This window comes from Gemmobacter aquarius, from assembly GCF_003060865.1.
GTDB classification, from domain to species: Bacteria; Pseudomonadota; Alphaproteobacteria; order Rhodobacterales; family Rhodobacteraceae; genus Paragemmobacter; species Paragemmobacter aquarius.
This window is the reverse complement of record NZ_CP028918.1, coordinates 3,133,432-3,157,656: the sequence shown is the minus strand read 5'-3', so window position 1 is coordinate 3,157,656 and position 24,225 is coordinate 3,133,432. Positions and strand designations below refer to the sequence as shown.

Here is a 24,225-nt window from a genome sequence, read left to right as displayed (position 1 = left end):
GCCATGACAGCACGAGCTATCAGGAGAGCGGCATGAGCGAGCCCGACCAGATTACCGAGGCGATAAAACGCGCCCTCGATGCGGCGGAAGCCGCCAATTTCGCGGCCGAGGACATCGCCCGCATTTCTGCGGCCCATCGGGCGTTTGCCGAAGGGGTGGCGCGGAGCCAGAAGCGGTCGACCGCATTGGCGGGAGGGGCGGCGCTGGGCGCTTTGCTGGGGCTTGGCCTTGGCGGGCTGATCTGGTTCCGGTCTGTCGCCGACTTGCGCGAAGCAGGCACGGTGCAGGCGACGGCGGCGGAATTGCTGGTCGAACAGGTGACGCGCTTCGATGCGATGCTCGACAAGGCCGAAGAGCGCGAAGCCGTGGTCGAGGCCGCGCTGACGGCGATGACCGAAAAAGTCAGCCATGATCTTGCAAAGCTGGGCCGAGAGCAAAAGCCGATGGATGCACAGGTGGCGACTGCGATCCGCGACGGGGTGAAGGAAGATCTTGGCGCGGCGAAGGACGAGGTTCTGGCTGCTATCGCGGCGGCACCTGCGGGCGGAACGATGCTCGACAGCCCCGAGATGAAAGTGCTGCTGGAAGAGCTGCATGCTATGGTCAGGGAAGCTGTGGCCGCCCCTGCGACCAATGCCGCTGCCGCCACATCCGAACCTGCAAAAGCACCCGCGCCGAAGCCGAAGCCGAAACCTGCGACGCGGGCGGCCAAGCCTGCCGAACCCGATCCATTCGTATATCCGTGAGATCATGACCGACGAAACCTCTCCCGCCACATTGCAGCTGAAAGATGTTCCCGCCGGTTTTGCGGGGCGTGCGCTTGGGATGCGGTCGGGCGATACGGTCGTCGCGGTAAACGGCCGCGGATTCCGCGGCGATCTGGCTGCGCTGCAAACTGTCCTGTCCGGATCGGGCGGAGAGATGGCGCTGACGGTCCAGCGTGGCGGGTCCGAGGTTACGGTCCTGACGGACACGCTGCACCTCGGGCGTTGGGAGGCGGTGCCTGCCCTTGCCGATGACGCATCGCGGCGGCGGATCGATCCGGCCTTTTTGCGAAACTGGGAGGTGATGCGGGCTGTTGACGGCAGTTACGATCTGTTCCCGCATCGCCTGCCTGCGACGGCGATGCTGTTGCCGCAGCTTTGGCTGATGCAGATGCGGTTGTGGCTGCCCTGTGCCATGCTGGTCGCCGCGGTGACGGCGGGCATGATCGTTCACCCCGCGCTGGCGCTGGTTGTCCATGCGGCGGCCGGGGTCCATTTGCGAAGCATGCATGCGATGTATCTGCGGCTTGACCGGCGCGCGCGTGGGTTGTCGTTCCAGACGGTACTTGCCGTGCGGACCGAAGCGCAGGCCCATGCCGCATATCGCGCCTTGCAACCGGAAGACCAATACATCTTTGCCCCCGCCGCCAAACGCCACGAGGCGGTCAACGCTTGACGGCTGCCGCCTTTTTGCGTCCGGAAAGGGTGCGTGGGCGGGCCGTTGGCCTGCGTGGGACTGTCGTGGTGCAGGTGACTTGGGTCACATCTGGCCATTCACCGCGGCGCGACGGCGGCGTTCGACCGACGAGGCGATACGGAGCTGGTCGCGGTATTTCGCCACCGTGCGACGGGCAAGATGGATGCCGTCTTCATCCTTGATGATGCGGGCGATCGTGTCGTCTGACAGAGGCTCGTCGCTGGATTCGGCGGCGATCAGTTTGCCGATGCGGTGGCGCACGGCCGATGCCGAACCGGGGGCTTCGCCGGTGCTACTGCCGAGCGAGGCGCTGAAAAAGCTTTTCAGCGGGAAGGTGCCCTGCGGCGTCGCGATCAGGATGCCCGCGCAGACGCGGGAAACCGTGCTTTCGTGCACGCCGATGGCATCGGCGATTTCGCGCAGGATCATCGGGCGCATCCTGGACAAGCCGCCTTGCAGGAAGTCGGCCTGACGGCGCACCACTTCGGCACCGACCTTGAGCGTGGTCTGGTTGCGGTGTTCGACGGCGCGGCTTAGCCAGCGGGCGACCGACAGGCGTTCGGCGATATAGGCGTTGGCTTGCGGATTCTTCACGTCGCGTGCGGCATCGTCGCGCACCACGACGGATGGCAAGGTCGAGCGGTTCAGGTCGACGCGCCAGCCGGTTTCGCCACGGGTCACGATCAGGTCTGGCGGACGCTGCGGCGAGGGCGCGGCATCGAAGGTGGCGCCCGGTTTGGGGTTCAGGCTGCGGATCTGGCGCAGCATGGCCTTGAGGTCATCCATCGACACGGCGCAGACCCGCATGAGGCCGCGCAGGTCGGCTGCGGCGAGCATCGGCAGGTTGTCGAGCAGCCTGCCGAACGCAGGGGTGAGAAGGCCCTGATCGGCGGCTTGCAGGCGCAGGCATTCCGACAGGTTGCGGGCAAAGAGGCCGGCGGGTTCGATGCGTTGCAGACGGGTCAGCACGTGGAGGGCGTGTTCCTCGTCGACACCGGCCCGCTCGGCGATGGCGCAGACGGATTGGCCAAGCCAGCCCGACGGTTCGAGCGCGTCGAGAAACAGCCCGGCGAGCAACCGGTCGGCTGGGGTCAGGTCGAGGCGTGCCACCTCGGCGCTGGCATGGGCGTAGAGCGAGGGGCCGGGATCGGCGGCAAGCTGGCCGATGCGGTCCCAGTCGTCGTCGCCGCTGGTGCGGGCTTGGGACGGCAGCGCCAGATCGCGCGGGGCTGTTGATTTCGGCAGGCCCAGTTCGAGGAAGGGGTTCTCTTCGGCCTGCCCTTCGATGAAGGATTGCAGGTCGGAATTGCCCATCTGCAAAAGCTGGATGGCCTGCTGAAGCTGGGCAGTCACGACGAGCGATTGGCGCTGTCCGACGATCTGGGCGTTGAAGAGTTGCATGGCGGGTTCTCCTTGGAACCGTCTTAGCCATGGCGGTGCGGCGCATGCAAAAAAACCCTTTGACACCCCTAAAATGGCGCAAACTTGACTCGTAGCGCGCGAAAGATAGTCGCTAAGTAATTGAAAAATATGAAAACCCCGGCGTTTGTACGCCGAGGCTATCTTTAGTATGTCCCGTTTCCGTCAGCCACGGAGCAGCGACATCACGTTCTGCTTGCTGGAGTTCGCCTGGGCGAGCATCGCGGTGGCTGCCTGCGACAGAATCTGGCCCCGTGCGAGCTGGGTCGATTCGGCGGCGAAGTCGGCATCGACGACCTGCGATTTGGCGGCCTGAACCGAAACCGAGATGTTGGTCAGGTTCGAGATCGTCGAGTCGAGGCGGTTCGACATGGCACCGAGGTTACCGCGTGCCTGACTGATCTTTTGCAGGGCGACGTCGATCACGGTGATGGCTTCGGCAGCGCCTTCGGCGGTCGACAGGTCGATTTCAGCGACCTGGCTCAGTTCCGACGCGTTGGCTTTGTCCGAGAAGAAAGCCTCGGTCGTGTCTGTGGTCGACGACGAGTTCACCGAGAAGGTCTGGGTCGAAGCGAAGGTGACCTGACCGGTCACGGTGGCATCCGAGGTGGTGCCGTCGAGCGTGACCGGGCCCGAGGCAGCGGTGCCGTCGGTTTCGAGGCCGGTGACGTCAAGCTCGGCGCCGCCGGCGGTTTCCGCGTCGGTCGACGTGAAGTTGGTGATGGCGATGTTCTTGCCGGTCGAGTCCGTCAGGGTGATTTCGCCGTTCGTCGAACCCATCGAGGCAGTGACGCCGGTCGAGGTGGTCTTGGTATTGATCGCATCGCGCAAGCTGCGCAGGTCGGTCTTGTCCGAGATCGCGACGGTGCCGATCGACTGGCCGTTGATTTCGAACGAAACCTTGCCTTTTTCGGTCAGGCCCGAGAGCGATGCCTTGGAGACGGCGGTTGCCTGCACGCCGGTCTGGGCGGATGCCGCGTTGACTTTGGCGGCCAGATCCTTGGCCGACATGCCGGCGGTGGTGGTGATGTTGCTGTTGCCGGCGTGGCCCGAGATCACGAGGTCTTCGCCTGCGGTTGCCTTGGTGAGGACCTTCGATTGGACCTTGAAGGCACCGATGTCGGTGGCAGCAGCCGAGTCGATCGAGATGTTCAGCGTCTGGCCGTTGTCGGCACCGATCTGGAACTGCTTGCCGTTGAACGAGCCGTCCATGACCTTCATGCCGTTGAAGGTGGTGTTTTCGGCGATGCGGTTGATTTCGGCGACGAGCTGGCGCGATTCAGCGGTGATGTTGCCGCGGTCCGATCCGGTGTTCGTATCGTTCGACGACTGCACGGCGAGTTCGCGCATGCGCTGCAGCATGTTCGAAACTTCGACATGCGCGCTTTCCGTCGTGTCGAGCAGGTTCTTGCCGTCGGTCGCGTTGCGGACAGCCTGGTTGATGCCCATGACCTGTGCGGTCATCTTTTCGGCAATGGCCATACCGGCGGCATCGTCCTTGGCTGCGTTGATACGCAGGCCCGACGAAAGGCGCGTCATGGCCTGGTTGAAGTCGTCGTTCACCTTGGACATGTTCGCTTGTGCTGCGATGGCCCCGATGTTGGTATTGATCGTCGTCATGGTTCCAGCCTCCTGATTGATCCGTTCGCGCCGTCAGCGCCTGGCAATCAGAACGACCCGATTGGAAGATGTTTAGCAGAATGATGAAGATCGCCTGAATTCAGCGTGTTACGGGGTGCTTTCCGCTTTGGGCGGCGCTTTTTCCGTGTCCGGAACGGGGCGGATTTGCCGCCAGCCCCGTACGGACGCGGGTCGCGCGGGCGGGCTGGCACGGGTTTTGCCAGTAAGGTGGGCCAGTCACGGGGCATCAGTCACGGGGCCGGACTCCCGCCGTGGCGCTAAAGGCCGCTGGCTGCGGGCCGTAAAGGCAATTGAACGAGGAGCGCGCATGGCCGTCGATATCCTGACCACGCTGAACAAGAACGGCTCGGGGTTAAGCCTGACTGGCCTGACGGCATCGTTGGTGGCCGCCGAGATCACGCCGCTGCAAAAGGCGCAGAAGGCCAGAGTGGACGAGGCGACGACCTCGATCTCGACGCTGGGGCAGGTGCGGTCACAGTTCCAGTCGTTGCAGACCGCGCTTGCCGCGGTGAATTCGACCCCGATCCTGAAGGCAACAAGCGGAAGTTCCGGTGTGCAGGTGACGGTGACTGACCCGTCGAAGATCGTGAACACCACGCGGAATATCGGTGTGGTGCAGACCGCGCAGCGGCAGGTGTTGGAGTTCAAGGGATTTGCCAGCGCCGAAACCCCCATCGGGGCGGGGAAGCTGACCATGGAGGTCGGCGCGTGGTTCGACGATGCGGGTGGTGTCGCGCAATTTGCCGTCAATCCGGGCAGCAAGGTGAGCAGTTTCGACATTCCCGAGGGGGCGACGCTGACGCAGCTTGCCGAGACGCTCGATGCGCTGGATGGCGTGTCGGCACGGGTGATCGACAAGGGAAACGGGACATTCTCGCTGGGGGTGGTCAGCGAGGCGGGGGCCGGATCGGCGGTGCGGTTCACCGCGCAGCAGACGGTGGCGGGGCTTTCTACCTTTGACACCACGGCGACCAATGCGGCGGTCCAGATACAGGCCGCGCAGGATCTGGTGGTCGAGGTTGACGGGATTGCGGTGTTCCGGCCCACGAATACGGTGGACGATCTGATACCCGGGGCCACGCTGGACATCACCGCTGCGGCGGGGACGAAAACCACGGTCGGTTTCAGTCGCGACATGGATACCGCGAAGGCCAATCTGGGCTATCTGGTCGATCAGGTGAACGCGACCCGGGCGAAGCTGAACGAAGTTTCGGCGCGCGGCCTGAACGGAACGCCGCCGGGGGCTTTGGCGGGGGACCAGGTGATCGAGCGGTTGAAGGCCGATCTGTCGCGTCTGATCGCCGCGCCGATCAACGGCTTTGGCAAGGATCCGGTCTATCTGGTGGATCTGGGTGTGGTCACGCAGCGGGACGGAAACCTCAAACTGCGGCCGCTGGCGTTCGAAGACGCGTTCAAGGCCGATCCGCAGCGGTTCGATGCCGTTTTTGCCAACCGTCTGGTGTCTGATACCACAGGGGTCGAGGTGCGTGGCGTTGTGGGGGCCGAGGCGGCTGCCGGTTCGCACGAGTTCCGGCGCGATCCGGCTACGGGGCGGGCGACGCTGGACGGCTACAGCACGCTGGGCATTCCGATGGCGGACGGGATGAAGAAGTTCGCCGTGCTGGAAGGGCCGTTCTCGGGCCTGATCGTGACCGCGCCCGATGGTGTGGACGCGGCGAAGATCACCTTCGGGCGCAGTTTCCTGTCGGCGCTGGACGGGCTGATGGCTGCGGCGCTGAACGGGGGCAGTCTGGGCAAGCGTGAAGACCAGCTTGGCGCGCGGATCACCGAGGCTAACACCAAGCTGGCCGAACTGGACGTTCGCGCGGCCAAGCTGGAAAAGCGCTACCTGTCACGCTTTACCGCGATGGAGACAGCGATTTCCAGCATGAAGAGCACCGGAAACTATCTGACGAACCTTGTCGCGCAGTGGAACAAATCGGGCTGACGCTTACGCGTCCAGCCCGCGGCGGATGCCATATTTCTTCATCTTCTCGATCAGTGTGGTGCGGCGCAGACGCAGCATGTCGGCGGCTTGCGCCACGTTGCCGACCCGCTTGTCGAGCGCCGCTTCGATCATCGCCACTTCGATGTCGCGGATATAGCCGCGCATATCGATGTCGCCGAGTTTGCCAAAGGCGGTCTGTATGCCAGCCGGATCGGGCATGTCGCCCGACAGGGGTGCGGGTTCGGGCAGGTCGCATCCCTGGTCCGACAGGTCGGGCATGGCCATGCCCAGAAGGTTGTCACGCACATGGCGGGCGGTGACCATGCGCCCCGGCAGCATGACGAAGGCGCGGTGGAGCACGTTTTTCAGCTCGCGCACGTTGCCGGGCCAGGGATAGGCGCAGAGCGCCCGGATCGCCGAAACGTCGAAGTGCGGCGAGTCGGCAGCGGGGTTCTGGCACATCTGGTCCGAGATCATCCGTGCGAGGATGAGCGGGATGTCGCAGGTGCGTTCCGCGAGGCTAGGGACCGTCAGCGTGAAGACGTTGATGCGGTAGAACAGGTCGGCGCGGAACTGGCCCTGTTCGATCGACTGCGACAGATCGCGGTGGGTTGCGGTGACGAGGCGGAAATTGACCGGAATATCGCTGTTCGAACCGAGGCGCTGGATACGGCGGCTTTCGAGGACGCGCAGAAGTTTTGCCTGCAATGCCAAGGGCATGTCGCCGATTTCATCGAGGAACAACGTGCCGCCGGCGGCCTGTTCGATGCGGCCGGTGCGGGCACGGTCGGCGCCGGTGAAAGCGCCCTTCTCGTGGCCGAAAAGCTCGCTTTCCAGAAGCTCGGCGGGGATGGCGGCGCAGTTCACCGCAACCAGCGGGCCCGAACGGCCCGAGGCGCGGTGCAGGGCTTCGGCAACCAGTTCCTTGCCCGACCCCGTTGGGCCGGTCACGACGACAGAGGCGTCACTGACGGCGACGGCAGCGATCATGCGCTTCAACTGGCGGATCGGGGCGGACTCGCCCGTGATGATACGGTCGATCGCATCGGCCGAAACGGGGAGCGCACGCGCTGCAACCTGTCTGTTAATCCACTCACTCGTCATCACACTCTCCCACTCGTCTGAAATCTTTTTAGCAGGTCGGCATGATTTAGCTTATGGCCTTGGGAGGGACGTGGTTCGCGAAACGGAGGGCGACGCACCTTTGGGCGGGGAAGATCCCAGACCTTTGGCGGTATCGGGGGGCTGGTTCACGGTATCTCTGACAGGAGAAGTCGCATCGCCTGTATATCGTCCCAGTTGCGGCGCAGGCGCGGGGGCAGGGTGTCGGCCGTGGCCAGAATCGAGTGCGTGGCGTTTTGGACCAGTGGCAAAACGGGTGGCGGGGTGCTGCGCCGTGCGGGCGTGCCCGGCCTTGAAGGGGGCGCTTCCGAGGCGGCCGAGGCGGCGGCGGCCGATGCTGCGGCAAGCTGGACCAGAGGAGCGCCGGAAAAGGCCAGGATGCCGTCAAGCTGGATCGGGGCCGAGGCGAGGAGCGTGGTTTCGCCCTGCGCGGTAAGCGGCAGAGCGCCCTGTGCCGCGACGACCTTTTGCAGATAGGCCTGCCCGCGTTCGGGGTCGGTCGAGTGGTAGGCGGCAGTCGCCACTTCCCATGAGCCGAGGCGGCTGTGCAGTTCGCGCATGAAGCGCGCGGCGTAGCGGGTGTTTTCGACAGGATCGAACATGGCGTCGAGCGAGGGGAAGGCCGAGGCGTGCCATTTCCAGTTCAACTGCATGCAGCCGACATCGATGTTGGTGACGCCGTTTGCGACGGCGTTTTCCAGATAGGCAAGGGCTTCGGCCTTTGAATCGAAAAAGTTCGATTTGCCGCCTTCGTTCGTGGTCCAGGGCCAGGGGGCGTGGTTGCCGTCCTTGTCGGTGTGGCCGGATTCGACCATCGAAATTGCGGGGAGCAGCCCTTCGGGCAGGCCTTCCGCGGCCCCGGCCTGCGCGGCGAGGGCGGTGCAGTCTTGCGCCACGGCAAGGCGCGGCAGCAAGAGGCACAGAAGAATGGCGATAAGGCGCAGCATGGGGCGGCTTTGCAAGCGCCGCGCCAACCCCTAGCGCAGATAGTCGAAAAGCGAGGTGCCGCTGATCTTGACGAAACTTTGCTGCGCGGCCTGTTCGGTCAGCAGCAGGCTTTGCAGCTTTGTTATGGCTGCGGCCACGTCGAGGTCTTCGAGACCGGCAACCGCCTGATCGATGCGGAGCCTGCGGTCGGTAAGCACGGCGGCGTGGCTGTCGGCGAGGGCGGCGAGCGAGCCGACCTCGGCATGTTCGCTGGCCATGTGGCTGACGGCATCGTTGAAGGCGCCCACCATGCGGTCGGCGGAAAGGCGGGTATCGCGCAGGCTTTGCATCCCGCCCTTGACGTCTCCGCTGGCGTCGGACGGGGCGAGCGTTCCTAGCGGGGTGCGGCCGGGGCGGGTGCTGGAAAGGTCGGACATGCGGATGTCGGCGCGCGACGACAGGATCAGGCTTTCGCCATCGGGGGCGAGGGTGGCGGTGATGCCGGTGGCAACGGATTGCGCGTTGACCGCGTCCAGCAGGGGACCGGCTGCGCCCTTGACCAGTTCGGCGGAAACCTTGGCGCTGCCGTCGGGGCCGGTCAGGGTGAAGGACAAGGTTTCGGGGGTGCGGCCGGCGGAGGGGGTGAAGAGGGCGGTGTCCTTGACCACATGCGAGGGGCGGCTGGGCCGCAGGGGCAGGGAGAGCGTCGAGATCAGGTCATCGACCATGTCGAAGATGTTGCGGCTTTGGCCTTGCGACCGGACGGACCCGAACACTTCGGCGCCGTTCAGGCCGGTGGCGAGGGTCGAGGTTTCGTTCAGCCGCAGCGTGGGGCGGCCGCCGTCGCCGATGTAGGACACACCGTTCGGGCCGTCGACGAAGGGTTGTTCGCTGCCGAAACCGGCGAATATGGGCAGACCCATCGTATCGCGGGTATTGCCGACCGAAACGAGGGCCGACCGCAGCGACAGGGCTTCGGCCCGAAGGCCCGCGATGCCTTCTTCGGTCATGGTGTCCGAGGCGGCGCGGAGGGCGATCTGCTGGTAGGAGGTGGTGATCTTCTGCACTTCGGTCATGGCGAGGTCGGCGTGGCTAAGGCGGTCGGCGGCAAGTTCGGCGTTGTGCTTGAAGCGGTCGATCGCACCGCGCTGTTCGGTCACGGCAGACAGTTTCGCGGCGCGCATCGGATCGACCGAGGGGCGCGGATCGTTCTTGCCAGATGAAATGCGGGCCTGAAGATCGCTGATGTCGCCGGAAAGGCGGTTGAAGCTTTCCAGTGCGATGCGGCCAAACAGGGCGTTTCCGATGGATGCGGTCATGGCGGCGGCCTTTCAGGTCAGATCGAGCGGAGCAGGGTGTCGAACAGGTCTTTTGCCACGGTCATGATCTGGGCCGAGGCTTGGTAGGCTTGTTGCAGTTCCAGCAGGCGGGCGGCTTCGCGGTCGAGATCGACCGCGCCCTGGGCGGCATCGGCGCGGCGGACGGTATCGTGGATCGCCGTGTCGGATTTCAGCTTGGTGTCGGCTGCGGCGGCGCGGGTGCCTACTTCGGATTGCAGGTCCGACAGGATGCGGGCAAAGCCGCCCTTGCCGGATTTCGCATCGGGAAAGCGCAAGGAGAGGATCGCGTCGAGCGCGCGGCCATCGTTGCGCCCATCGGTATTGGCTGTAAGGAGGAAGCCGTCGCCGGTGACGGGGTTGCCGCCGAGCGAGATGGAAAGCCCGCCGATCACCGCGCCACCGCTGGCGTCCAGCGTGCGGGTGCCGATGGAATGGCCCGAGGCGAGGTCGAACAATTCGACCCTGCGGGTGGCGGCATCGGTCACGCGCAGCTCGACCGCCGGAGGGCTGGCAGGCAGGGTGCCTGCGGTAAGGCTGCCAGCCATGCGAAGGGTTCCGGTGCCTGTCATCACGACGATCAGGTCTTCGGGTGGCAGGTTGCCAAGGCTGACGCGCTGACCGGCAAGCGCCGTGGTGGCGGTGCCGATCGCAAGCGGCGTGCCGTCGGAAGCCGTGGCGGTAAGGGTCGCGCCCGAGACGGTTACGGCGGCGCCGAGCGTGGCGAAGCCTGCGGCTTCGGCCCCCGGCAGCACGCGAACGGGGCCTTCGCGCGAAAAGACGGCAAGGGTGATCGCGCCGTTGGACGTTGTTACCGAACCGGGGAAACCTGTAGGTAGGGAAACGATCGGTCCTGCCGTGACGGTCAGGCTGTGGCGGGTGCCGCCTATGTCGAGGTCGATGGTGGCGGGGAAGGGGCCGGTGGCGGCAAGGCCGGTCAGCGTGCCATAGGGGCCTTGGGCGGGCGACAGGCCGAAAGCTGCGCCGTTCGCGCCTGCAGGCACGGTGATCATGCTGGCATCGGTCATGCCGCCTTGCACGGTCAGGTTCAGGCGCCTGTCGGGGCCGAACGAAGCCGTAAGACGGGTCGCCTCGGGTCCGGTGACGGTGACGGTGCCGTTCGTCATGCGAAGCGTGTAATCCTGCCCGTCGACCTGTACGAGGGTGGTCGCGCCTTCGGCGGGAAGGGTGCCGACCTGACCGCCGACAAGGCCAGCTTGCGGCATATCCTTGCGCAGCAGTGCGGCAAGGCCGCCTGCGACATCGGCTGCGGTGGTGGCCGTGGCGGTGGCGAGGGTGACGCTGCGACCGCCGAGGGTCAGGTTGAAGCTGGTCGGTCCGGCTAGGGCGGGGGCTAGGGCGGGGGCGGGGGCGTCGAAGGCGGGGTCGAGCGTGAAGGTCAGGGCGCTGACCGCTCCGGCGGCGCTTGTCGAGCGGGCGATCAGCCCGCCTGCGGTGGCATCGACCGCGCTGTCGCGGCGCGTGCCGCTGGAGGTGACGGCAAAGGCGGTGTCGCGGGTCAGCGTGGTCTGGCCGGTGATGCGGGCGTTTTCGCGGCCCGCGCCAAGAGTGGTGGCCGCACCGAGAGGTTGGCCCTGTGCATCGGCCGAGTGCAGAGAGAGGCTGCCGCCGGTGCTGTGGGTGACACCGGTGAGGATGATGTTCTCGCCCGTCGCCTCGGTCAGCATCAGGCGGGTGCCATCGGGCGACAGTTGTGCTGTGATGCCTGTCGATCCGGTCAGGGCGTTCACGGCGAGGGCGAGGCTGTCGAGCCTGCCGCCCGCCACATCGCCGCTTACGGCAAGCGGGGTCAGGTTCTGTCCAGCCAATTTGAACGAGACGCGGCCATCGGTCGTGGCGGTAAGGGTGGCTGTGGTCTGTGCGGTCGCCGTCAGGCCGGGGACAGCCGCGCCGACGATCCGGGCCAGACGCTGGGCCGTGCCGCCCTGCGGCAGGGTCAACGACAGGGGCAGGCCGAGGCCGGTGTCTATGCCGATGGCTTGCGCGGCGCTGGCGGGGGCGGGTGTGAAGCCTGTCCATGTAGTGATGCCGCCGGGCTGGACGGACAGCGATTGTTGGCCGCTGCCGCTGGTGGCGCCGAGGGTCAAGCCGCGATAGCCACTGTTAAGGTAGGCTGTGTTGTATTGCGCGCCGGGCAGAAAGCCGTTCTGCGGGGTGAAAAGCAGCGCGATCTCGGCGGGCGCCATCGGTGTGCCCGCGATCTGGCGGCCTTCGCGCGTGAAGATCTGCATGGTGCCGCCCTGCGGGGCTGCGGGGGTAAGCGTCGCGGCGCTGGTGTCCAGGCTGGCTGCGGTGAAATTGCCCGAGTTCAGCGCAAGGGTCAGCGTGCCGCCCGTGCTGCTGGCCGACATGCCAAGGTTGGCAAGGGTTTCGCCGTTCGGTCCGGTCATGCGGCCGTCATTCAGGGCGGTCGCGATGTCGGACAGGGTATAGCTGCCGGGGCGGGGCGTGCCATCCGACAGCGTGGTCAGGTCGAGCGTGGTCGCGGTGCCGTTCGCGGTGACGGTCAGGCTGGCGGGGCTGGCCGCTGCGGAAAAGTCGGCCGTCGCCTGCGCGCCAAGGCTGGCGAGGGTTGCGGTGCTGCTGCCTGCCGGGATGTAGCCCACCACGCCGGCGCTGCGTAGGGTGACTGCGCTCGCGGCGTCAGCTGCGTTTGCGAGAAGGTCGGAGAGGACCGGCAATGCAGGGCGCGCGACGGTGGTCGGGGCCATCGCCACGGTTGCCGAACCGGAATTGCCGGGGGACGGCGCGACGAGGGTTGCCACGCTTGCCGCGAGCCGTTCGGGAATGGCGGGCAGGAAGCGCATGTTCACCGCCTTGCCCGAGGTGGGGTTCAGCGTGAAGCGGTCGCCGTTTGCCGCGTCGCCTTCGAGCGTGATGGTCAGGTTGGGCAGGACCAGCAATTTGTCGGCGCTGCCAAGCACGGTTCCCGCGGCATCCTCGGCCCGCCAGACGCCAGCTGCGGCGTCGCGTATCAGGGTGACGGGGCCGGTGATGTCGGGGCCGTTCGGGGTGATTTCGGCGCGGGCAAAGCCCTGGTTTCCGGCGGCGCGGGTCACGCTCCAGTTGTCGAGCGAGAACATGTCGCCGCCGGGTGCGCCTGTCAGGTCGAGGCCGACGCGGTGAACGGCGTTCATCTCGCCTGCCATTTTGCGGGCGAGGCTGTCCACCTCGGCCAGGGCACGGTCGATGCCGCCGAGGGCAGCGCGGTATCCGCCAAGCTCTCCCGAGCCGATCATGCGGGTGTCGCGCATGGTTCCGTTCAGCGCGATGTGCAGCGTAAGGTCGGGGTCGGCATCGGCTGTGATGGTTGCGGGACCGTTCTGCCCGAGAAGTTCCGGCCCGCCGCCGCCTGTCCCGAGGGTGACGCGGGCGCGACCGATGGCATCAAGTTCGACGGTGACACCGATTTTCGAGGCGATGTCGCCAAGCAGCCTGTCGCGTTCGTCATGCAGCGGGTTCATCGCGCCGACGGTGCCGGTGTTCGACGAAAAGCGTTGTTGCAATTCGTTCAGCGCGTTCAGGTCGGTGCCGAGAGACGCCGCCGTCATCTGCACGGCGTTCACTGTGTCGTCGCGCAGGCGCATCAACCCGCCCGCCACGTTCTGGAAAGCCGAGGCGAGGGTTCGGCCGCTTTCTATCGCGACGCGGCGCAGTGCGGTGTCGGCGGGGGACGAGGCAAGGCTGCCCATCGCGCCGAAGAAATCTTCGAGGGCAGCGTCGATGCCGCCGGAGTTGGGCAAAAGCTGCGCTTCGACGGCTTTCGCCGCATCCACCGCGACGGTCGCAGCGGACATGTCGCCCGTTGCGTTCCGCAGCCGCCCCGCCAGAAGGCTGTCGAAGGCGCGGCGGATCTGGTCGACCTGCACGCCCTGACCGCCGGTTGCCAGCGTGGTGACCGAGGTTTTTGCCCCGCCGATCTGGGTCGTGGTCACATCACGGCGGCGGTAGCCTTCGGTGTTGACGTTGGCGATGTTCTCGCCCGTGATCCCCAGCGCCGTGCGATAGGCGGCTATGGAAGAGCGGGCGATGTCCATGATGTTCGACATGGGGATCAGCCTTTCGTGAAGCGCTGGAATTGCCGTTCGACCGCGTCGGCGATGCCGAACCCGGTGCGGCCCGACGAGGCGCGGGCGATTTCGGCGTCGAACATGTCGCGGGTGCTGTCGACGGCGGAGGAACCCATGATGTCTTCGCCCAGGTTGCCCTGACGGGCGGCCTTGAGGAATTGGGTAAGGAAGAGTTCCTCGAACCCTTCGGCGGCTTTGCGGAGCGTCTTTGCCTTGTCCATCTCGGGGTGCAGGGACAGGGTGGTCGTTGGTTTGATGTCCATCAGATGACCACCAGTTCGGCACGCAGCGCACCGGCTTCGCGCAGGGATTCGAGGATGGCGACAAGGTCCGAGGGCGACGCCCCTACCGCGTTGATCGCATCGACCAGCGATGAGAGCGACACGCCCGCGTCGAAGACGAAGGCGCGGACGGGGTCTTGCTTGGCGGTCACGCTGCTGTTTGGTGTGGTGGTGGTCTGGCCCGGCACGACGACGCTGCCGTTCTGGCCGTTCACCACGGTCGCGCCTTGGGTTACGGTCGAGTCTTCGTTGATCTTGACGGTCAGCGAGCCGTGGCTGACGGCGGCGGGCGTGACGCGGACGTTGCCGCCTATCACCACGGTGCCAGAGCGAGAGTTTATGACAACCTTGGCGGCAGGTGCGTCGGGGGTGAGCTCGACGTTTTCGAGCATCCCCATGAAGGTGACGCGCTGGCCTGCTTCATAGGGTGCGCGGACGCTGACCGAGGTTGCGTCGATCGGGGTCGCGATGTCGGGGCCGAAGACTTCGTTGATTGCTTTGGCCATGGCCGAGGCGGTCGAGAAATCGCCTCGGTTGAGGTTGAGGATCAGGTTGTCGCTGTCGAGGAAGGGGGCGTTCACCACCTTTTCTACCTGCCCGCCTTCGGGAACGCGGCCCACGGTGGGGATGTTGACGGTGAGCGACGAGCCATCCTCGCCCGCCACGCCAAGGCCGCCGACGACGAGGTTGCCTTGGGCGATGGCGTAGATTTCGCCGTCGGCCCCCATGAGCGGGGTCATGAGAAGGGTGCCACCCTTGAGCGATTTGGCGCTGCCGACGGTGGACACCGTCACGTCAAGCGTCTGGCCCTCCTTGGCAAAGGCGGCAAGTTCCGCCGTCACCATCACGGCGGCGGCGTTCTTGGCGTTGAGATCGGCGGTTTCGACCACAAGGCCGAGCCGCGAGATCAGCGATTGCAGCGATTGCAGGGTCAGGCCCGAGTTGCCGTCGCCCGTGCCGGAAAGCCCGACCACCACGCCGTAGCCGACGAGCGGGTTCGAGCGGACGCCCGCGACCGAGGCGAGATCCTTGATCCGGTCGGCATGGGCGGGAAACGTGGCCAGCACAAGCAGTGCGGCAAGGGCGATGCGGCGGATCACAGCGGCGACACCTCGTTCAGGCCACGGCGCAGCCAGCCCTGGCGGGACGTGTCCGAGATGGCACCCGCGCCGACGTATTTGATCGAGGCATGGGCGATGCGGTCGGACATGACCACGTTTTCGGCGTTGATATCCTCGGGGCGGACGACGCCGGTCAGGCGGATGTATTCGTTGCCCTGATTGAGGGTGAGGCGCTTTTGCCCCGCGATTTCCAGAAGGCCGCCGGGAAGGACGCGGACCACCGAGACCGAAAGTCGGCCCGTCAACGAGTTCGACTGCTGCGCCGAACCGCGCCCCGAGAAGGACTGTTTGGTGCCGTTGTCGATCATGCCGTTATCAAGGCCCATGGTCAGCGCATCGGGCATGTCGAGTTCGTAGTCGCTGGCGCGGTTGCCGCTGGTCGATTGCGATTTCGACGCCTGGAAGCGTTCTTCGAATTCGACGGTGAGAATGTCACCTACACGGGCAGCGCGGCGGTCTGACGCGAAAAGGCCGGCCGACGAGGCGGTATAGATGCCGCCCGTGGCGCTGGTCTCGGCCATGCCGGTCGCGGGATAGACCGGATCGTAATTCACCGACTCGGCTTCCTCGACAAGGGTCGAGGTGCAGGCCGATGCGAGGAGAAGGACCACGAGGGACAGGGGAGCGAATTTCATCAAGAAGGCCCTTTAGAGTTTGTTGGACAGGAAGCGCATCATCTCGTCCGAGGCCGAGATGGATTTGGAGTTCACTTCGTAGGCGCGTTGCGTCTCGATCATGTCGACGAGTTCCTGCACCACGTTGACGTTCGAGGATTCGAGCGCGCCTTGCACGATCTTGCCCATGCCGTCGGTATAGGGGGTGGTCACGACCGGAGGGCCGGAGGCCGGGCTTTCGAGCACCATGTTCTCGCCCACCGGTTCCAGACCGCGCGGGTTGGGGAAGGCGGCGAGGGTGATCTGGCCGACCTCTTGCGCCTCGACCTGATCGGGGGTTTGCACGCTGATGATGCCATCGGCGGAGATGGTGATCGACTGGGCATTGTCGGGGATCTGGATTTCGGGCTGGATCACATAGCCGGAAGCGGTGGTCAGCGTGCCTTCGGCATTGCGGGAAAGCGTGCCGTCGCGGGTATAGCCGATCTGGCCATCGGGCATGAGCACCTGCAAGAAGCCCTGCCCGTCGATCGCCACGTCGAGCGCGTTGTCGGTGGTCACAAGGTTGCCTTGGGAATAGAGCTTTTCGGTGTTCACGATCCGCACGCCCGTGCCGACGGAAAGCGGCGTGGTGAGCTGCGTGGTATCCGAGGTCTGCGCGCCTGCGGGGCGGATGTTCTGGTAAAGCAGGGTTTCGAAATTCGCGCGGTCGCGCTTGAAACCCGTGGTGTTCACGTTCGCCAGATTGTTGGCGATGACCTGCATGCGGGTCTGCTGGGCGTTGAGGCCGGTCTTGGCGACGTGCATCGCGTCTGAGGACATCGGGGCACCTGTTGAGGAGTTGCGTTCGATGTCGTTTTGCAAGGGCTGTGCCACGCCACGGATGGCGGCGCGGAAAGTTTAACCCTTAGCCCGGAAGCCGCATGAGCGAGACGCCGGCCTCATCGAGTTCCTTGGCGGTCGAGACGACGCGCATGTTCAATTCGAAGCTGCGTTGCAGGTCGATCGAGGAGATCAGTTCCTCGGTCGAATTGACGTTCGAGCCTTCGAGCACGCCTTGGCGGACCTTGGCGAGTTGGTCTGCGGCGGGCAGGGGGCCGGTCTTGGGGCGGATCTGGCCGTCTTCGCCTTTCACGAGGTCGGCACCGTTGGCGAGGGTGGTGGCGATGGTGGCGACTTCGAGTCGTTCGCCCGGTGCGCCCTCGATCGGTTCGATGGTGATGCGACCGACTTCATCGACCACGATGTTGCGGAAGGGGGGGATGGTGATCGGTTGCTGGTTGGCGCCGAGGATCGCTTCGTTCGCGCCGTTCACTAGGCTGCCGTCGAGGCCCACGTGCAGATCGCCGCGACGGGTCAGGGCGGGCGGGCCGCCGGTATCGGGCTGGATGTAGAAATAGCCCTTGTCGGCAATGGCAAGGTCAAGCGGTTCGCCGGTCTGGTTCATGAAACCGGGCAGGTCGGAGAAGCTGGCCTGTTCGCGTTCGATCTGGAACGCGCGCGAGGTAAGGGCGCCTTGGTCTTCGATGATGAAGGCCTTGCCCTCGCCCAGCGTATCGCGGCGGAAACCGGGGACGTTCTGGTTGGCAAGGTTCTGGGCGGTGACAACCTGCGTTCCGCGCAGGTTGCCAAGGCTGTTCAGCGCCGTGAAGATCAGCTTGTCCATGGCGTGTTATCAGCCGCGGATGTTCATGATGGTCTGCATCAGCGAGGTCGAGGTTTCCATCGCCTTGGCCGAAGCCTGATAGTTTCTCTGCGCCGAAATCAGGTTCACCAACTCTTCGGTCAGTTCGACGTTCGAGCGTTCGAGCGCGCCCGAGCGCAGAGCGCCGAAGCCTGCGGTGCCAGCGGTGCCGGTGACGGGCTGGCCGGATTCCGAGGTGGTGCCGAAGGTCGATTTGCCCATGACCTTGAGCCCTTGGGGGTTCGAGAAATTGGCAAGGACGATTTGGCCCAATGCCATGCGTTCGCCCGTGCCATAGGTGGCCCAGACCGAGCCTGCGCCGTCGAGTTCGAGGTTAGTCAGTTTTGCGGGGGCCGCGCCGTTGTGGGTGGCCGACATGACCGCAAAGGGGCCGGTCGACAAGACCGAGCCGGTCAGGTTGAAGGCGACGGGTTCGGCGGTGCCGAACGAGGGAGCGCCGCCCGAGGTGATGTCACCCGCGCCGTTGAAGGTGATCGTGGCCGAGGTGGCCGGAGCGGTCGGGGCGACGGCTTCGCCATCGATCACGAGATGCATTTCATAGCTGGTGTCGGTGCTGGTGGCATCGGGGCTGGCGGTCTTGACGAAATAGGCTTCGGCCTGACGCGGCGTGCCATCGGTGCCGAAGACCGGAACCACGCTGCGGCGGGCATAGGTGGTGGGGTCTGCCGGATCGAAGGCGGCAGCGGGCGGCACGGCGGACTGGCTGCCGAGCATCGCGTCGTCGGACGGAAGGTGCAGCGAGAGGTTCACCTGCGACGAACGGGTGGGCGCGCCGGTCTGCATCGGGATGGTCAGCGGCACGGCCTGGTTGATCTGGTTCGTCAGCGGCACGCCGTCTTTGGCGACCGGCCAGCACAGCAGCGCCTGGTTCGCGCCGTTCACCACATGGCCGGTGGTGTCCATGGTAAAGGCCCCCGCGCGCGAAAAGACCGCGCCACCTGCCGCGCCGTTGCTGGCGGCCTGGGGCTGCAGGGCGAAGAAGCCCTGCCCCTCGATCGCGATGTCGAGAAGGTTTCCGGTGGTGACGACGTTGCCTTGGGTAAAGTTCTGCGCGACGCGCTGGACCTGCACGCCCGAGCCGACCGCGGTGCGCTGGTTCGACATGGGCGACGAGGAGAACACGTCGGCGAATTCGACACGGCTGGAGCGGAAGCCCACGGTGCCGACGTTGGCGATGTTGTGCGAGGTGGCCGAAATTTCGGTCTGGGCGGCCTTGAGGCCGGAGAGGGCGGTGCTCATCGACATGTTGTTCTACCTTGTCCTGTTTGGCGGCGCTTAGCGGACGCTGCTGACCTCGGCCGAGTCCATCGCGCCGAAATCTTCGATGTTGAGGGTGAGATCGGCGCCGTTCGCGCCCGAGCGGGCCGAAAGCACCTTGGCAAAGACCGAAGCGCCGACGTCTTTGGTGCCGGCGGGGGTGGTTGCGCTGACGGTGATGCGCACAGGCGTGCGGGCATCGGTCAGTTCGCGGGGCATGCCGGTCCAGTCAAAGCCCATCAGCCCTGCGGGTTGGGCGCCGTAGACGCGAGTGTTCAATATCTCGCCGCTGGTCGCGTTCGAGAAGGTGACGGTGACGGCGGTCGCCGCTTCGGGCAGGTCGGCCACGCCTTCGATGCTGCCCGTGGGGTCGGGGCGGGCGACATTGCCCGGCACGAGCACCTGATGGCCCAGAAGGTTTGTCGCTGTGGCGACGCGGAAGGTCTGCATCTGCGAACCGAGGCTGGCGAGGGTGGTGTTGACCTTGTCGATACCGCCCACGGTGTTGAACTGGGCGAGCTGCGCCAGAAATTCGGTGTTTTCCATCGGGTCGAGCGGGTTCTGGTTTTGCAACTGCGCGAGCATCAACGTCATGAAATCCTGCTGGCCCAGTGCGGAAGGGCCGGATTTGGACGATGAGGCGGCAGCGCTGGTGGCGCTGCTTGTGCTGTTGGTCAGGAGCGAGGAGATGTCCATGGATATGATCCTTTCACGAGCCCATCTGCACGGTTCGTGCCATGAGCGTCCTGAGCGTGGACATGGCTTCGAGCGTGTTCTGGTATTGGCGGCTGGCCTCGGTCATCTCGACCATTTCCTCTTCGGTGTTGACGGCGGCCGAGTAGACGAAGCCGTCTTTGTCGGCGAGCGGGTTGTCGGGGCGGAACAGGCGTTCGGGTTCGCGGTCGAGCATGACGATTTCGGATACGTCCGTTGTCGCAAGGCTGTCGGAGGAATTCGAGAATTCGGTCTCGAACACCGGACGCAGGGCGCGGAAGGCGGTGTCGGCGCTGCCTGAAACCGTGCCTGCGTTCGCAAGGTTAGAGGCCACGGTGTTGATGCGGACCATTTGCGCCGACATGGCGCGCGCGCCCACGTCGAAGACGTTCTTGATGTCGTTCATGATCTCATTCTCCCTTGATCGCGGTCATCAACCCCGAGATACGGCGGTTGATGAAGGCAAGGCTGGTCTGATAGCGCAGGGTGTTTTCGGAAAACTCCATCTGCTCGACCGAAAGCTCGACGGTGTTTCCGTCGAGCGACCGGTTGACCGGAACACGGTAGCCGAGCGTGGCATCCACGCCTGAACCTTGGCTGGCCGCAGGGCCTGATGCGCGGGCGAGTTCGGCTTCGAAGTCGAAGTCGCGGGCCTGGAAATTGGGCGTCGCGGCATTGGCGATGTTCGAGGCGAGGATCTCGTTGCGCTTTTCGCGCAGCGACAGGGCATTTGCATGCAGGGCTATCGAATCCCGGAAACTGACCGTCATAGAGATGAACTTTCGATTTGGTGCGGCGGGCCGCGGGCGTTCGGCAACGGGCTTTGCAAGGGCCGTGCCACCTGCTGGCCATGGAGGCGAAGATGACGACATTGCCCGCTGTGCGCGCACCGCTGCCGGTTCTGGTGGACGAGATCTTGCGCGTGACCGTCGCGCTGCATCCCGACGAGGCGCTGGCGCGGCTTGGGCCGCTATGGGACGCGTTCAAGCCCGGGATCGCGCGGCGCGCCCTGCTTGCAGCGCGGATCGCACTGATGCGAAAGGCGATGACGGCCCTGCCACCTGTGGTCGAGGTGCCTGACTCCGTGTTGGAGCCGGACCCTGTCGTCGAGCCGGTCTTCGTGCCCGCCCCGATGCCGAAGCCGGTGCCGTTGAAAGCCGGGGCTTTGACGCTGCTCAATCTCGAGGATGCGGCGAAGATGTTGATGGCGGCAGAGGACGTGACCCCCGATGCGCCTGCCGATGTCGCTGGACCCGACACTGTCGCGGGGGCGGTCGCCGCTGCCGATCTGGCCGCTGCCGATCTGGCCGGTGTGATCGCCGGGGAAGCCGCTGTGGCGGCGGGCAAGGCGAAGAAATCCAAGGCCAAGCCAGCAGGTGGGGGCGCGGCCAAACCGGCGGCTTTCGATCTTGCCGCGCAGTTTGCCGACATGGAAGGGGATGCGCCCGTGGCTACGGCGGCGCCTTTGGACCTTGCCGCGCAGTTTGCAGCGATGGGTTCCGATGCGGACCCCGTGCCGTCCAAGCCTGCGAAAAAGAGCAAGCCTGCGGCGGCTTACGATCTTGCGGCACAGTTTGCCGACATGGGCGGGGATGCGCCCGTGGCCAAGCCGGCGCCCTTGGACCTATCCGCGCAATTCGCAGCGATGGGTTCCGATGCGGACCCCGAGCCGCCCGAACCCGCGAAAAAAGGCAAGCCTGCGGCGCTGCCAATCGACCTGTCGGCGCAATTCGCGGCATTCGGGGAAGAGTAGTTTCATGCGGTGTGCAGATCGAGCGCCAGCCCGTGTTCGGCAAGGGCGCGGGTCGTCCGGGTCAGCATGCCCGGTATATCGGCAAGGCAACGGTGGGCGCTGTCGGCATCGCCGCCGAGGGCCGCACTTTCATAGGCCGCCAGCGTGCCGTGAAGCCCGCTGAGGCCTATGGCTGCGGCAGCGCCGGCGGTCTTGTGCGCGGCGGCCGCGGCTTCGCGGTAGCGTCCCTCGGTGGCAAGCTCGCGGATCGTGTCGACGGTTGTGTTTGTCTCTTGCAGCAGGCGTGTTGCCAGCGTCTGTACGAAATCGCGGCCCATATCGGCAAGGGTTTCGGCAAAGACCTTTGCGTCCAGAACCGAAGGCCGGGCGAGCGCGTCGGGCGTGGGTTTCGGCTTGGCGGCGATATGTTCTTCGATGATATTCATCAGCGAACCGCGGGTGATCGGCTTCACCAGCACGTCGGTCATGCCCGACCCAAGAAATTCGGGCAGTTTGTCAGGGGCCGCGTTGGCGGTCACGCCGATGATGGGAACCCCCGACGAAGCCCCCCCCGCACGGATGCGGCGCGTGGCCTCGAGCCCGTCCATCCGGGGCATCGAGATATCCATCAGGATCAGGTCGAAGGTCGTGGCGGTGGCGGCCTCGACCGCTTCGATCCCGTCGACCGCATTGGTCACGGCATGGCCGCGCAAGCGCAGCATTTCCGTCAGCAGAAGGCTGTTGATCGGATTGTCTTCGACCACGAGGATCGACAGGGCGTTGCCTTCGCCAAGGGCGGAAATGCCTGTCGGGGCGGCTTCGATCTGGCCTTCGGCCACGGGCAGTGTGACGTCGAGCGTGAAGGTGCTGCCTTCGCCCAGTTTGGAGCTGACATGGATTTCGCCACCCATGGCTTCCGCCGCCAGTTTGGCGATGCCAAGGCCAAGGCCGGTGCCTTCGCGCATGCGGGCATAGGACGAATCGAGGGTTTCGAAATTGTGGAACACCCTCTCCAGATTGCCTTCGTCGATGCCGATGCCGGTATCGATGACCGAGACGACAAGACGCAACGATCCGGCGTGATGTTGGGTTTTCAGGGTTATGGTGACGGTGCCGCCATCGGTGAATTTGATCGCGTTGCCGATGAGGTTGTAAAGCACGCGCAAAAACAGCTGACGGGGGGCCGAGACGAGGGGAACGGCGGTTTCGGGTTCGTCGAAGGACAGAAGATTGCCGCGTTTCGCGGCCTGCGGCTGGCTTTGCAGCAGGAGGTCGCGGATCACCTGCACCGGCGAGAATACGGAATGGGGGTAGGTGCCGGTCTGGTCGCCGCCGAGGCGGGTTAGTTCCAGCACGTTGTTGACCTGATCGAGGGCGGCCCAACCGCAAGACAGCACTATTTCCGACAGCCACGACTGGCGCTGGTCGAGCGGCGTCGAATTCTGCAACAACTCGGTCGCGGCGATCAGGCCGTTGAGCGGGGTTCGCATCTCGTGGCTCATCATCGCGAGGAAACGCGATTTGGCCTCTTCGCCCTGCAAGGCGTCGTTGCGGGCGCGGCGCAGGCTTTCCTCGCGTTCGATGCGTTCGGATATGTCGCGGACGAAGGCGATGGACATCGGGTCGCCGCTTGCCCCCTTGGCTTCGGTCAGGGCGACCTCGACGGGGACATCGTGACCGCTGCGCTGGCGTCCGGTCATCCTGATACGGCCCCCCTCGATCATGGCGGCGGTCCCGCCGGTGGCGGCGTGGTGCAGGGCTGACAGCGGATCATCAAAGCCGTCCTTGGACAAGAGATCGGCCAGACGGCGGCCCTGCGCTTCGGTCCGGAGAAGCCCGAACAGGGCCTCGGCCGAGCGGTTGCAATCGATGATCGTGCCGTAATTGTCCGCAATGATCACCGAATCGAGCGAGTTCTCGATCGTGGCGCGCAGGTTGTGGACAGCGCGCTCGGTGGTTTCGGAGCGGCGCTGCTGGGCGCGGCTTTGCATCACGATCACCAGCGCGAAACCGGCCAGAATACCCATGAAGCCCAATCCTGCCGCTGCGAATCCCTGAAGCGAAACGCGCAGTTCGTCGCGGCGGACGCCGCCCGTGGCGATCAGCTGCTGCAACGACGAGACGACATGGCGGCGCACATCGTTGGCGATCTGGTCCATTTCGGCTTCGAGCGCGGGCAGTGCGGCGACGAGGGTCGCATCATCGCCGTCGATCAGCGGAGTGATGCGGTCGAAAAACGCGCCGCTGTTCCACAGTTCGTTGCGCAATTCGTCATTGATGGGCAGGGTCGCCATCTGGTCGGACCGGGCCATCATGTTGAAGCGGCTGTAGAAGATGTCGAAAAGCAGGCGCAGGTTCTTCAGCCTGTCAGGGTCTTGGGGATGTGCGATGGCATGGATGACGGCGCGTTGCAGCTTGAGTGTGTCAACCTCGACCTGGGCGACCGACCATGTGATGTTGTCGCTGTCGACCGACGAGGCGCGCTCAAGCTGGCGGTCGATGTTCGAAAACACGTAGAACATCGCGCCCAGCACCACGAAGCCGACGGCGGACAGCATGAGGTTACGTGCACGTTGTGTGACACGTGCGCGCCGCGTTTCCTCGAGTGCTTCGTTGAACAGGCTCATCTCGTACCGGTACGTTTTTCCCTGCGCCGCCTTCGCGACAGGGAGGTTGGCAGAAAGCTCTACCCGTCAGTACCTACAAGGTGCACGGTCCCGATGCTGCCATCCGGGCCCGCCGGAAAGCGGGCGGCCGGTATATGCAAGCAGTCGGCAACGGTCGAAACACGGACACTCGATACAAGGGCAGAAAGGCGAAAGGTCTGGGGCAAGCGCCCTTTTGCCGATAGAATA

At 65.2% G+C, this 24,225-nt stretch carries 20 protein-coding genes; 4 read left to right on the top strand and 16 right to left on the bottom strand.

Annotation, left to right across the window (positions count from 1 at the left end; translation table 11 throughout):
• Positions 1 to 32: 32 nt before the first annotated feature.
• Entirely contained in the window at positions 33 to 746 is a 714-nt protein-coding gene (locus HYN69_RS15205; RefSeq protein ID WP_108436485.1) for a hypothetical protein, read from the top strand.
• Between the two features lie 4 nt (positions 747 to 750).
• Positions 751 to 1,440, top strand: a complete 690-nt coding sequence (locus tag HYN69_RS15200; RefSeq protein WP_159082495.1) for a PDZ domain-containing protein — start codon at positions 751 to 753, stop codon at positions 1,438 to 1,440.
• An 84-nt stretch (positions 1,441 to 1,524) separates the two neighbouring features.
• Here the strand turns inward: HYN69_RS15200 and rpoN are convergent, their stop codons facing one another.
• Together rpoN and HYN69_RS15190 are read right to left on the bottom strand one after the other, a co-directional pair.
• On the bottom strand, positions 1,525 to 2,862 hold the full coding sequence (gene rpoN / locus HYN69_RS15195) for an RNA polymerase factor sigma-54 (RefSeq protein WP_108436483.1): 1,338 nt from the start codon (positions 2,860 to 2,862) through the stop codon (positions 1,525 to 1,527).
• 183 nt (positions 2,863 to 3,045) lie between these two features.
• Positions 3,046 to 4,500 (bottom strand): flagellin N-terminal helical domain-containing protein, encoded by a 1,455-nt coding sequence (locus HYN69_RS15190; protein ID WP_108436482.1) that lies wholly within the window; start codon positions 4,498 to 4,500, stop codon positions 3,046 to 3,048.
• Positions 4,501 to 4,828: 328 nt separating this feature from the next.
• Between HYN69_RS15190 and fliD the strand changes: the two genes are divergently transcribed.
• Positions 4,829 to 6,469, top strand: coding sequence for a flagellar filament capping protein FliD (gene fliD / locus HYN69_RS15185; RefSeq protein ID WP_108436481.1), 1,641 nt, complete (start codon positions 4,829 to 4,831; stop codon positions 6,467 to 6,469).
• Positions 6,470 to 6,472: 3 nt separating this feature from the next.
• Here fliD and HYN69_RS15180 read toward each other — a convergent pair whose 3' ends face one another.
• The 13 genes from HYN69_RS15180 to flgB form a co-directional block, all read right to left on the bottom strand.
• Complete coding sequence (locus HYN69_RS15180; RefSeq protein WP_108436480.1) at positions 6,473 to 7,573, bottom strand: sigma-54 interaction domain-containing protein; 1,101 nt, start codon at positions 7,571 to 7,573, stop codon at positions 6,473 to 6,475.
• A gap of 146 nt (positions 7,574 to 7,719) precedes the next feature.
• Positions 7,720 to 8,538 carry a transglycosylase SLT domain-containing protein gene (locus HYN69_RS15175; RefSeq protein WP_108436479.1) on the bottom strand — a complete coding sequence of 273 codons (819 nt, stop codon included), beginning with the start codon at positions 8,536 to 8,538 and terminating at the stop codon, positions 7,720 to 7,722.
• Positions 8,539 to 8,568: 30 nt separating this feature from the next.
• Positions 8,569 to 9,837, bottom strand: coding sequence for a flagellin N-terminal helical domain-containing protein (locus tag HYN69_RS15170; RefSeq protein WP_108436478.1), 1,269 nt, complete (start codon positions 9,835 to 9,837; stop codon positions 8,569 to 8,571).
• A 17-nt stretch (positions 9,838 to 9,854) separates the two neighbouring features.
• The gene (locus HYN69_RS15165) at positions 9,855 to 13,925 is read right to left on the bottom strand and encodes a FlgK family flagellar hook-associated protein (protein ID WP_108436477.1); all 4,071 of its coding nucleotides are present in this window, start codon (positions 13,923 to 13,925) and stop codon (positions 9,855 to 9,857) included.
• A 5-nt stretch (positions 13,926 to 13,930) separates the two neighbouring features.
• Complete coding sequence (locus tag HYN69_RS15160) at positions 13,931 to 14,209, bottom strand: rod-binding protein (RefSeq protein ID WP_108436476.1); 279 nt, start codon at positions 14,207 to 14,209, stop codon at positions 13,931 to 13,933.
• Positions 14,209 to 15,324 (bottom strand): flagellar basal body P-ring protein FlgI, encoded by a 1,116-nt coding sequence (locus tag HYN69_RS15155; RefSeq protein WP_230426569.1) that lies wholly within the window; start codon positions 15,322 to 15,324, stop codon positions 14,209 to 14,211. The genes HYN69_RS15160 and HYN69_RS15155 overlap by 1 nt, the downstream gene beginning before the upstream one ends.
• Positions 15,324 to 15,983 (bottom strand): flagellar basal body L-ring protein FlgH, encoded by a 660-nt coding sequence (locus HYN69_RS15150; protein ID WP_108436475.1) that lies wholly within the window; start codon positions 15,981 to 15,983, stop codon positions 15,324 to 15,326. Before HYN69_RS15150 ends, HYN69_RS15155 begins: the two co-directional genes overlap by 1 nt.
• Positions 15,984 to 15,995: 12 nt before the next feature.
• The gene (gene flgG / locus HYN69_RS15145; protein ID WP_108436474.1) at positions 15,996 to 16,784 is read right to left on the bottom strand and encodes a flagellar basal-body rod protein FlgG; all 789 of its coding nucleotides are present in this window, start codon (positions 16,782 to 16,784) and stop codon (positions 15,996 to 15,998) included.
• 85 nt (positions 16,785 to 16,869) lie between these two features.
• Positions 16,870 to 17,628: a flagellar basal body rod protein FlgF gene (locus HYN69_RS15140; protein WP_108436473.1), complete on the bottom strand. Its 759-nt coding sequence runs from the start codon at positions 17,626 to 17,628 to the stop codon at positions 16,870 to 16,872.
• A 9-nt stretch (positions 17,629 to 17,637) separates the two neighbouring features.
• Complete coding sequence (locus tag HYN69_RS15135; RefSeq protein ID WP_108436472.1) at positions 17,638 to 18,912, bottom strand: flagellar hook protein FlgE; 1,275 nt, start codon at positions 18,910 to 18,912, stop codon at positions 17,638 to 17,640.
• Between the two features lie 30 nt (positions 18,913 to 18,942).
• Entirely contained in the window at positions 18,943 to 19,620 is a 678-nt protein-coding gene (locus HYN69_RS15130) for a flagellar hook assembly protein FlgD (protein ID WP_108436471.1), read from the bottom strand.
• Positions 19,621 to 19,633: 13 nt separating this feature from the next.
• Complete coding sequence (flgC, locus tag HYN69_RS15125; RefSeq protein ID WP_108436470.1) at positions 19,634 to 20,044, bottom strand: flagellar basal body rod protein FlgC; 411 nt, start codon at positions 20,042 to 20,044, stop codon at positions 19,634 to 19,636.
• 4 nt (positions 20,045 to 20,048) lie between these two features.
• Positions 20,049 to 20,408, bottom strand: a complete 360-nt coding sequence (flgB, locus tag HYN69_RS15120; RefSeq protein WP_108436469.1) for a flagellar basal body rod protein FlgB — start codon at positions 20,406 to 20,408, stop codon at positions 20,049 to 20,051.
• A gap of 92 nt (positions 20,409 to 20,500) precedes the next feature.
• Between flgB and HYN69_RS15115 the strand changes: the two genes are divergently transcribed.
• Positions 20,501 to 21,391 carry a hypothetical protein gene (locus HYN69_RS15115; RefSeq protein ID WP_159082494.1) on the top strand — a complete coding sequence of 297 codons (891 nt, stop codon included), beginning with the start codon at positions 20,501 to 20,503 and terminating at the stop codon, positions 21,389 to 21,391.
• 2 nt (positions 21,392 to 21,393) lie between these two features.
• Here HYN69_RS15115 and HYN69_RS15110 read toward each other — a convergent pair whose 3' ends face one another.
• Positions 21,394 to 23,997, bottom strand: coding sequence for a PAS domain-containing sensor histidine kinase (locus HYN69_RS15110; protein WP_108436467.1), 2,604 nt, complete (start codon positions 23,995 to 23,997; stop codon positions 21,394 to 21,396).
• Between the last annotated feature and the right edge of the window lie 228 nt (positions 23,998 to 24,225).

Bases quoted from the DNA above. Each gene is read 5' to 3' on its own strand.
- flgB (WP_108436469.1), bottom strand. From the start codon at position 20,408: ATGACGGTCAGTTTCCGGGATTCGATAGCCCTGCATGCAAATGCCCTG.
- HYN69_RS15165 (WP_108436477.1), bottom strand. From the start codon at position 13,925: ATGTCGAACATCATGGACATCGCCCGCTCTTCCATAGCCGCCTATCGC.
- flgG (WP_108436474.1), bottom strand. From the start codon at position 16,784: ATGTCCTCAGACGCGATGCACGTCGCCAAGACCGGCCTCAACGCCCAG.
- HYN69_RS15135 (WP_108436472.1), bottom strand. From the start codon at position 18,912: ATGTCGATGAGCACCGCCCTCTCCGGCCTCAAGGCCGCCCAGACCGAA.
- HYN69_RS15170 (WP_108436478.1), bottom strand. From the start codon at position 9,837: ATGACCGCATCCATCGGAAACGCCCTGTTTGGCCGCATCGCACTGGAA.
- HYN69_RS15110 (WP_108436467.1), bottom strand. From the start codon at position 23,997: ATGAGCCTGTTCAACGAAGCACTCGAGGAAACGCGGCGCGCACGTGTC.
- HYN69_RS15160 (WP_108436476.1), bottom strand. From the start codon at position 14,209: ATGGACATCAAACCAACGACCACCCTGTCCCTGCACCCCGAGATGGAC.
- HYN69_RS15190 (WP_108436482.1), bottom strand. From the start codon at position 4,500: ATGACGACGATCAATACCAACATCGGGGCCATCGCAGCACAAGCGAAC.
- HYN69_RS15180 (WP_108436480.1), bottom strand. From the start codon at position 7,573: ATGACGAGTGAGTGGATTAACAGACAGGTTGCAGCGCGTGCGCTCCCC.
- fliD (WP_108436481.1), top strand. From the start codon at position 4,829: ATGGCCGTCGATATCCTGACCACGCTGAACAAGAACGGCTCGGGGTTA.
- flgC (WP_108436470.1), bottom strand. From the start codon at position 20,044: ATGAACGACATCAAGAACGTCTTCGACGTGGGCGCGCGCGCCATGTCG.
- HYN69_RS15150 (WP_108436475.1), bottom strand. From the start codon at position 15,983: ATGAAATTCGCTCCCCTGTCCCTCGTGGTCCTTCTCCTCGCATCGGCC.
- HYN69_RS15175 (WP_108436479.1), bottom strand. From the start codon at position 8,538: ATGCTGCGCCTTATCGCCATTCTTCTGTGCCTCTTGCTGCCGCGCCTT.
- HYN69_RS15200 (WP_159082495.1), top strand. From the start codon at position 751: ATGACCGACGAAACCTCTCCCGCCACATTGCAGCTGAAAGATGTTCCC.
- rpoN (WP_108436483.1), bottom strand. From the start codon at position 2,862: ATGCAACTCTTCAACGCCCAGATCGTCGGACAGCGCCAATCGCTCGTC.
- HYN69_RS15130 (WP_108436471.1), bottom strand. From the start codon at position 19,620: ATGGACATCTCCTCGCTCCTGACCAACAGCACAAGCAGCGCCACCAGC.
- HYN69_RS15115 (WP_159082494.1), top strand. From the start codon at position 20,501: ATGACGACATTGCCCGCTGTGCGCGCACCGCTGCCGGTTCTGGTGGAC.
- HYN69_RS15205 (WP_108436485.1), top strand. From the start codon at position 33: ATGAGCGAGCCCGACCAGATTACCGAGGCGATAAAACGCGCCCTCGAT.
- HYN69_RS15140 (WP_108436473.1), bottom strand. From the start codon at position 17,628: ATGGACAAGCTGATCTTCACGGCGCTGAACAGCCTTGGCAACCTGCGC.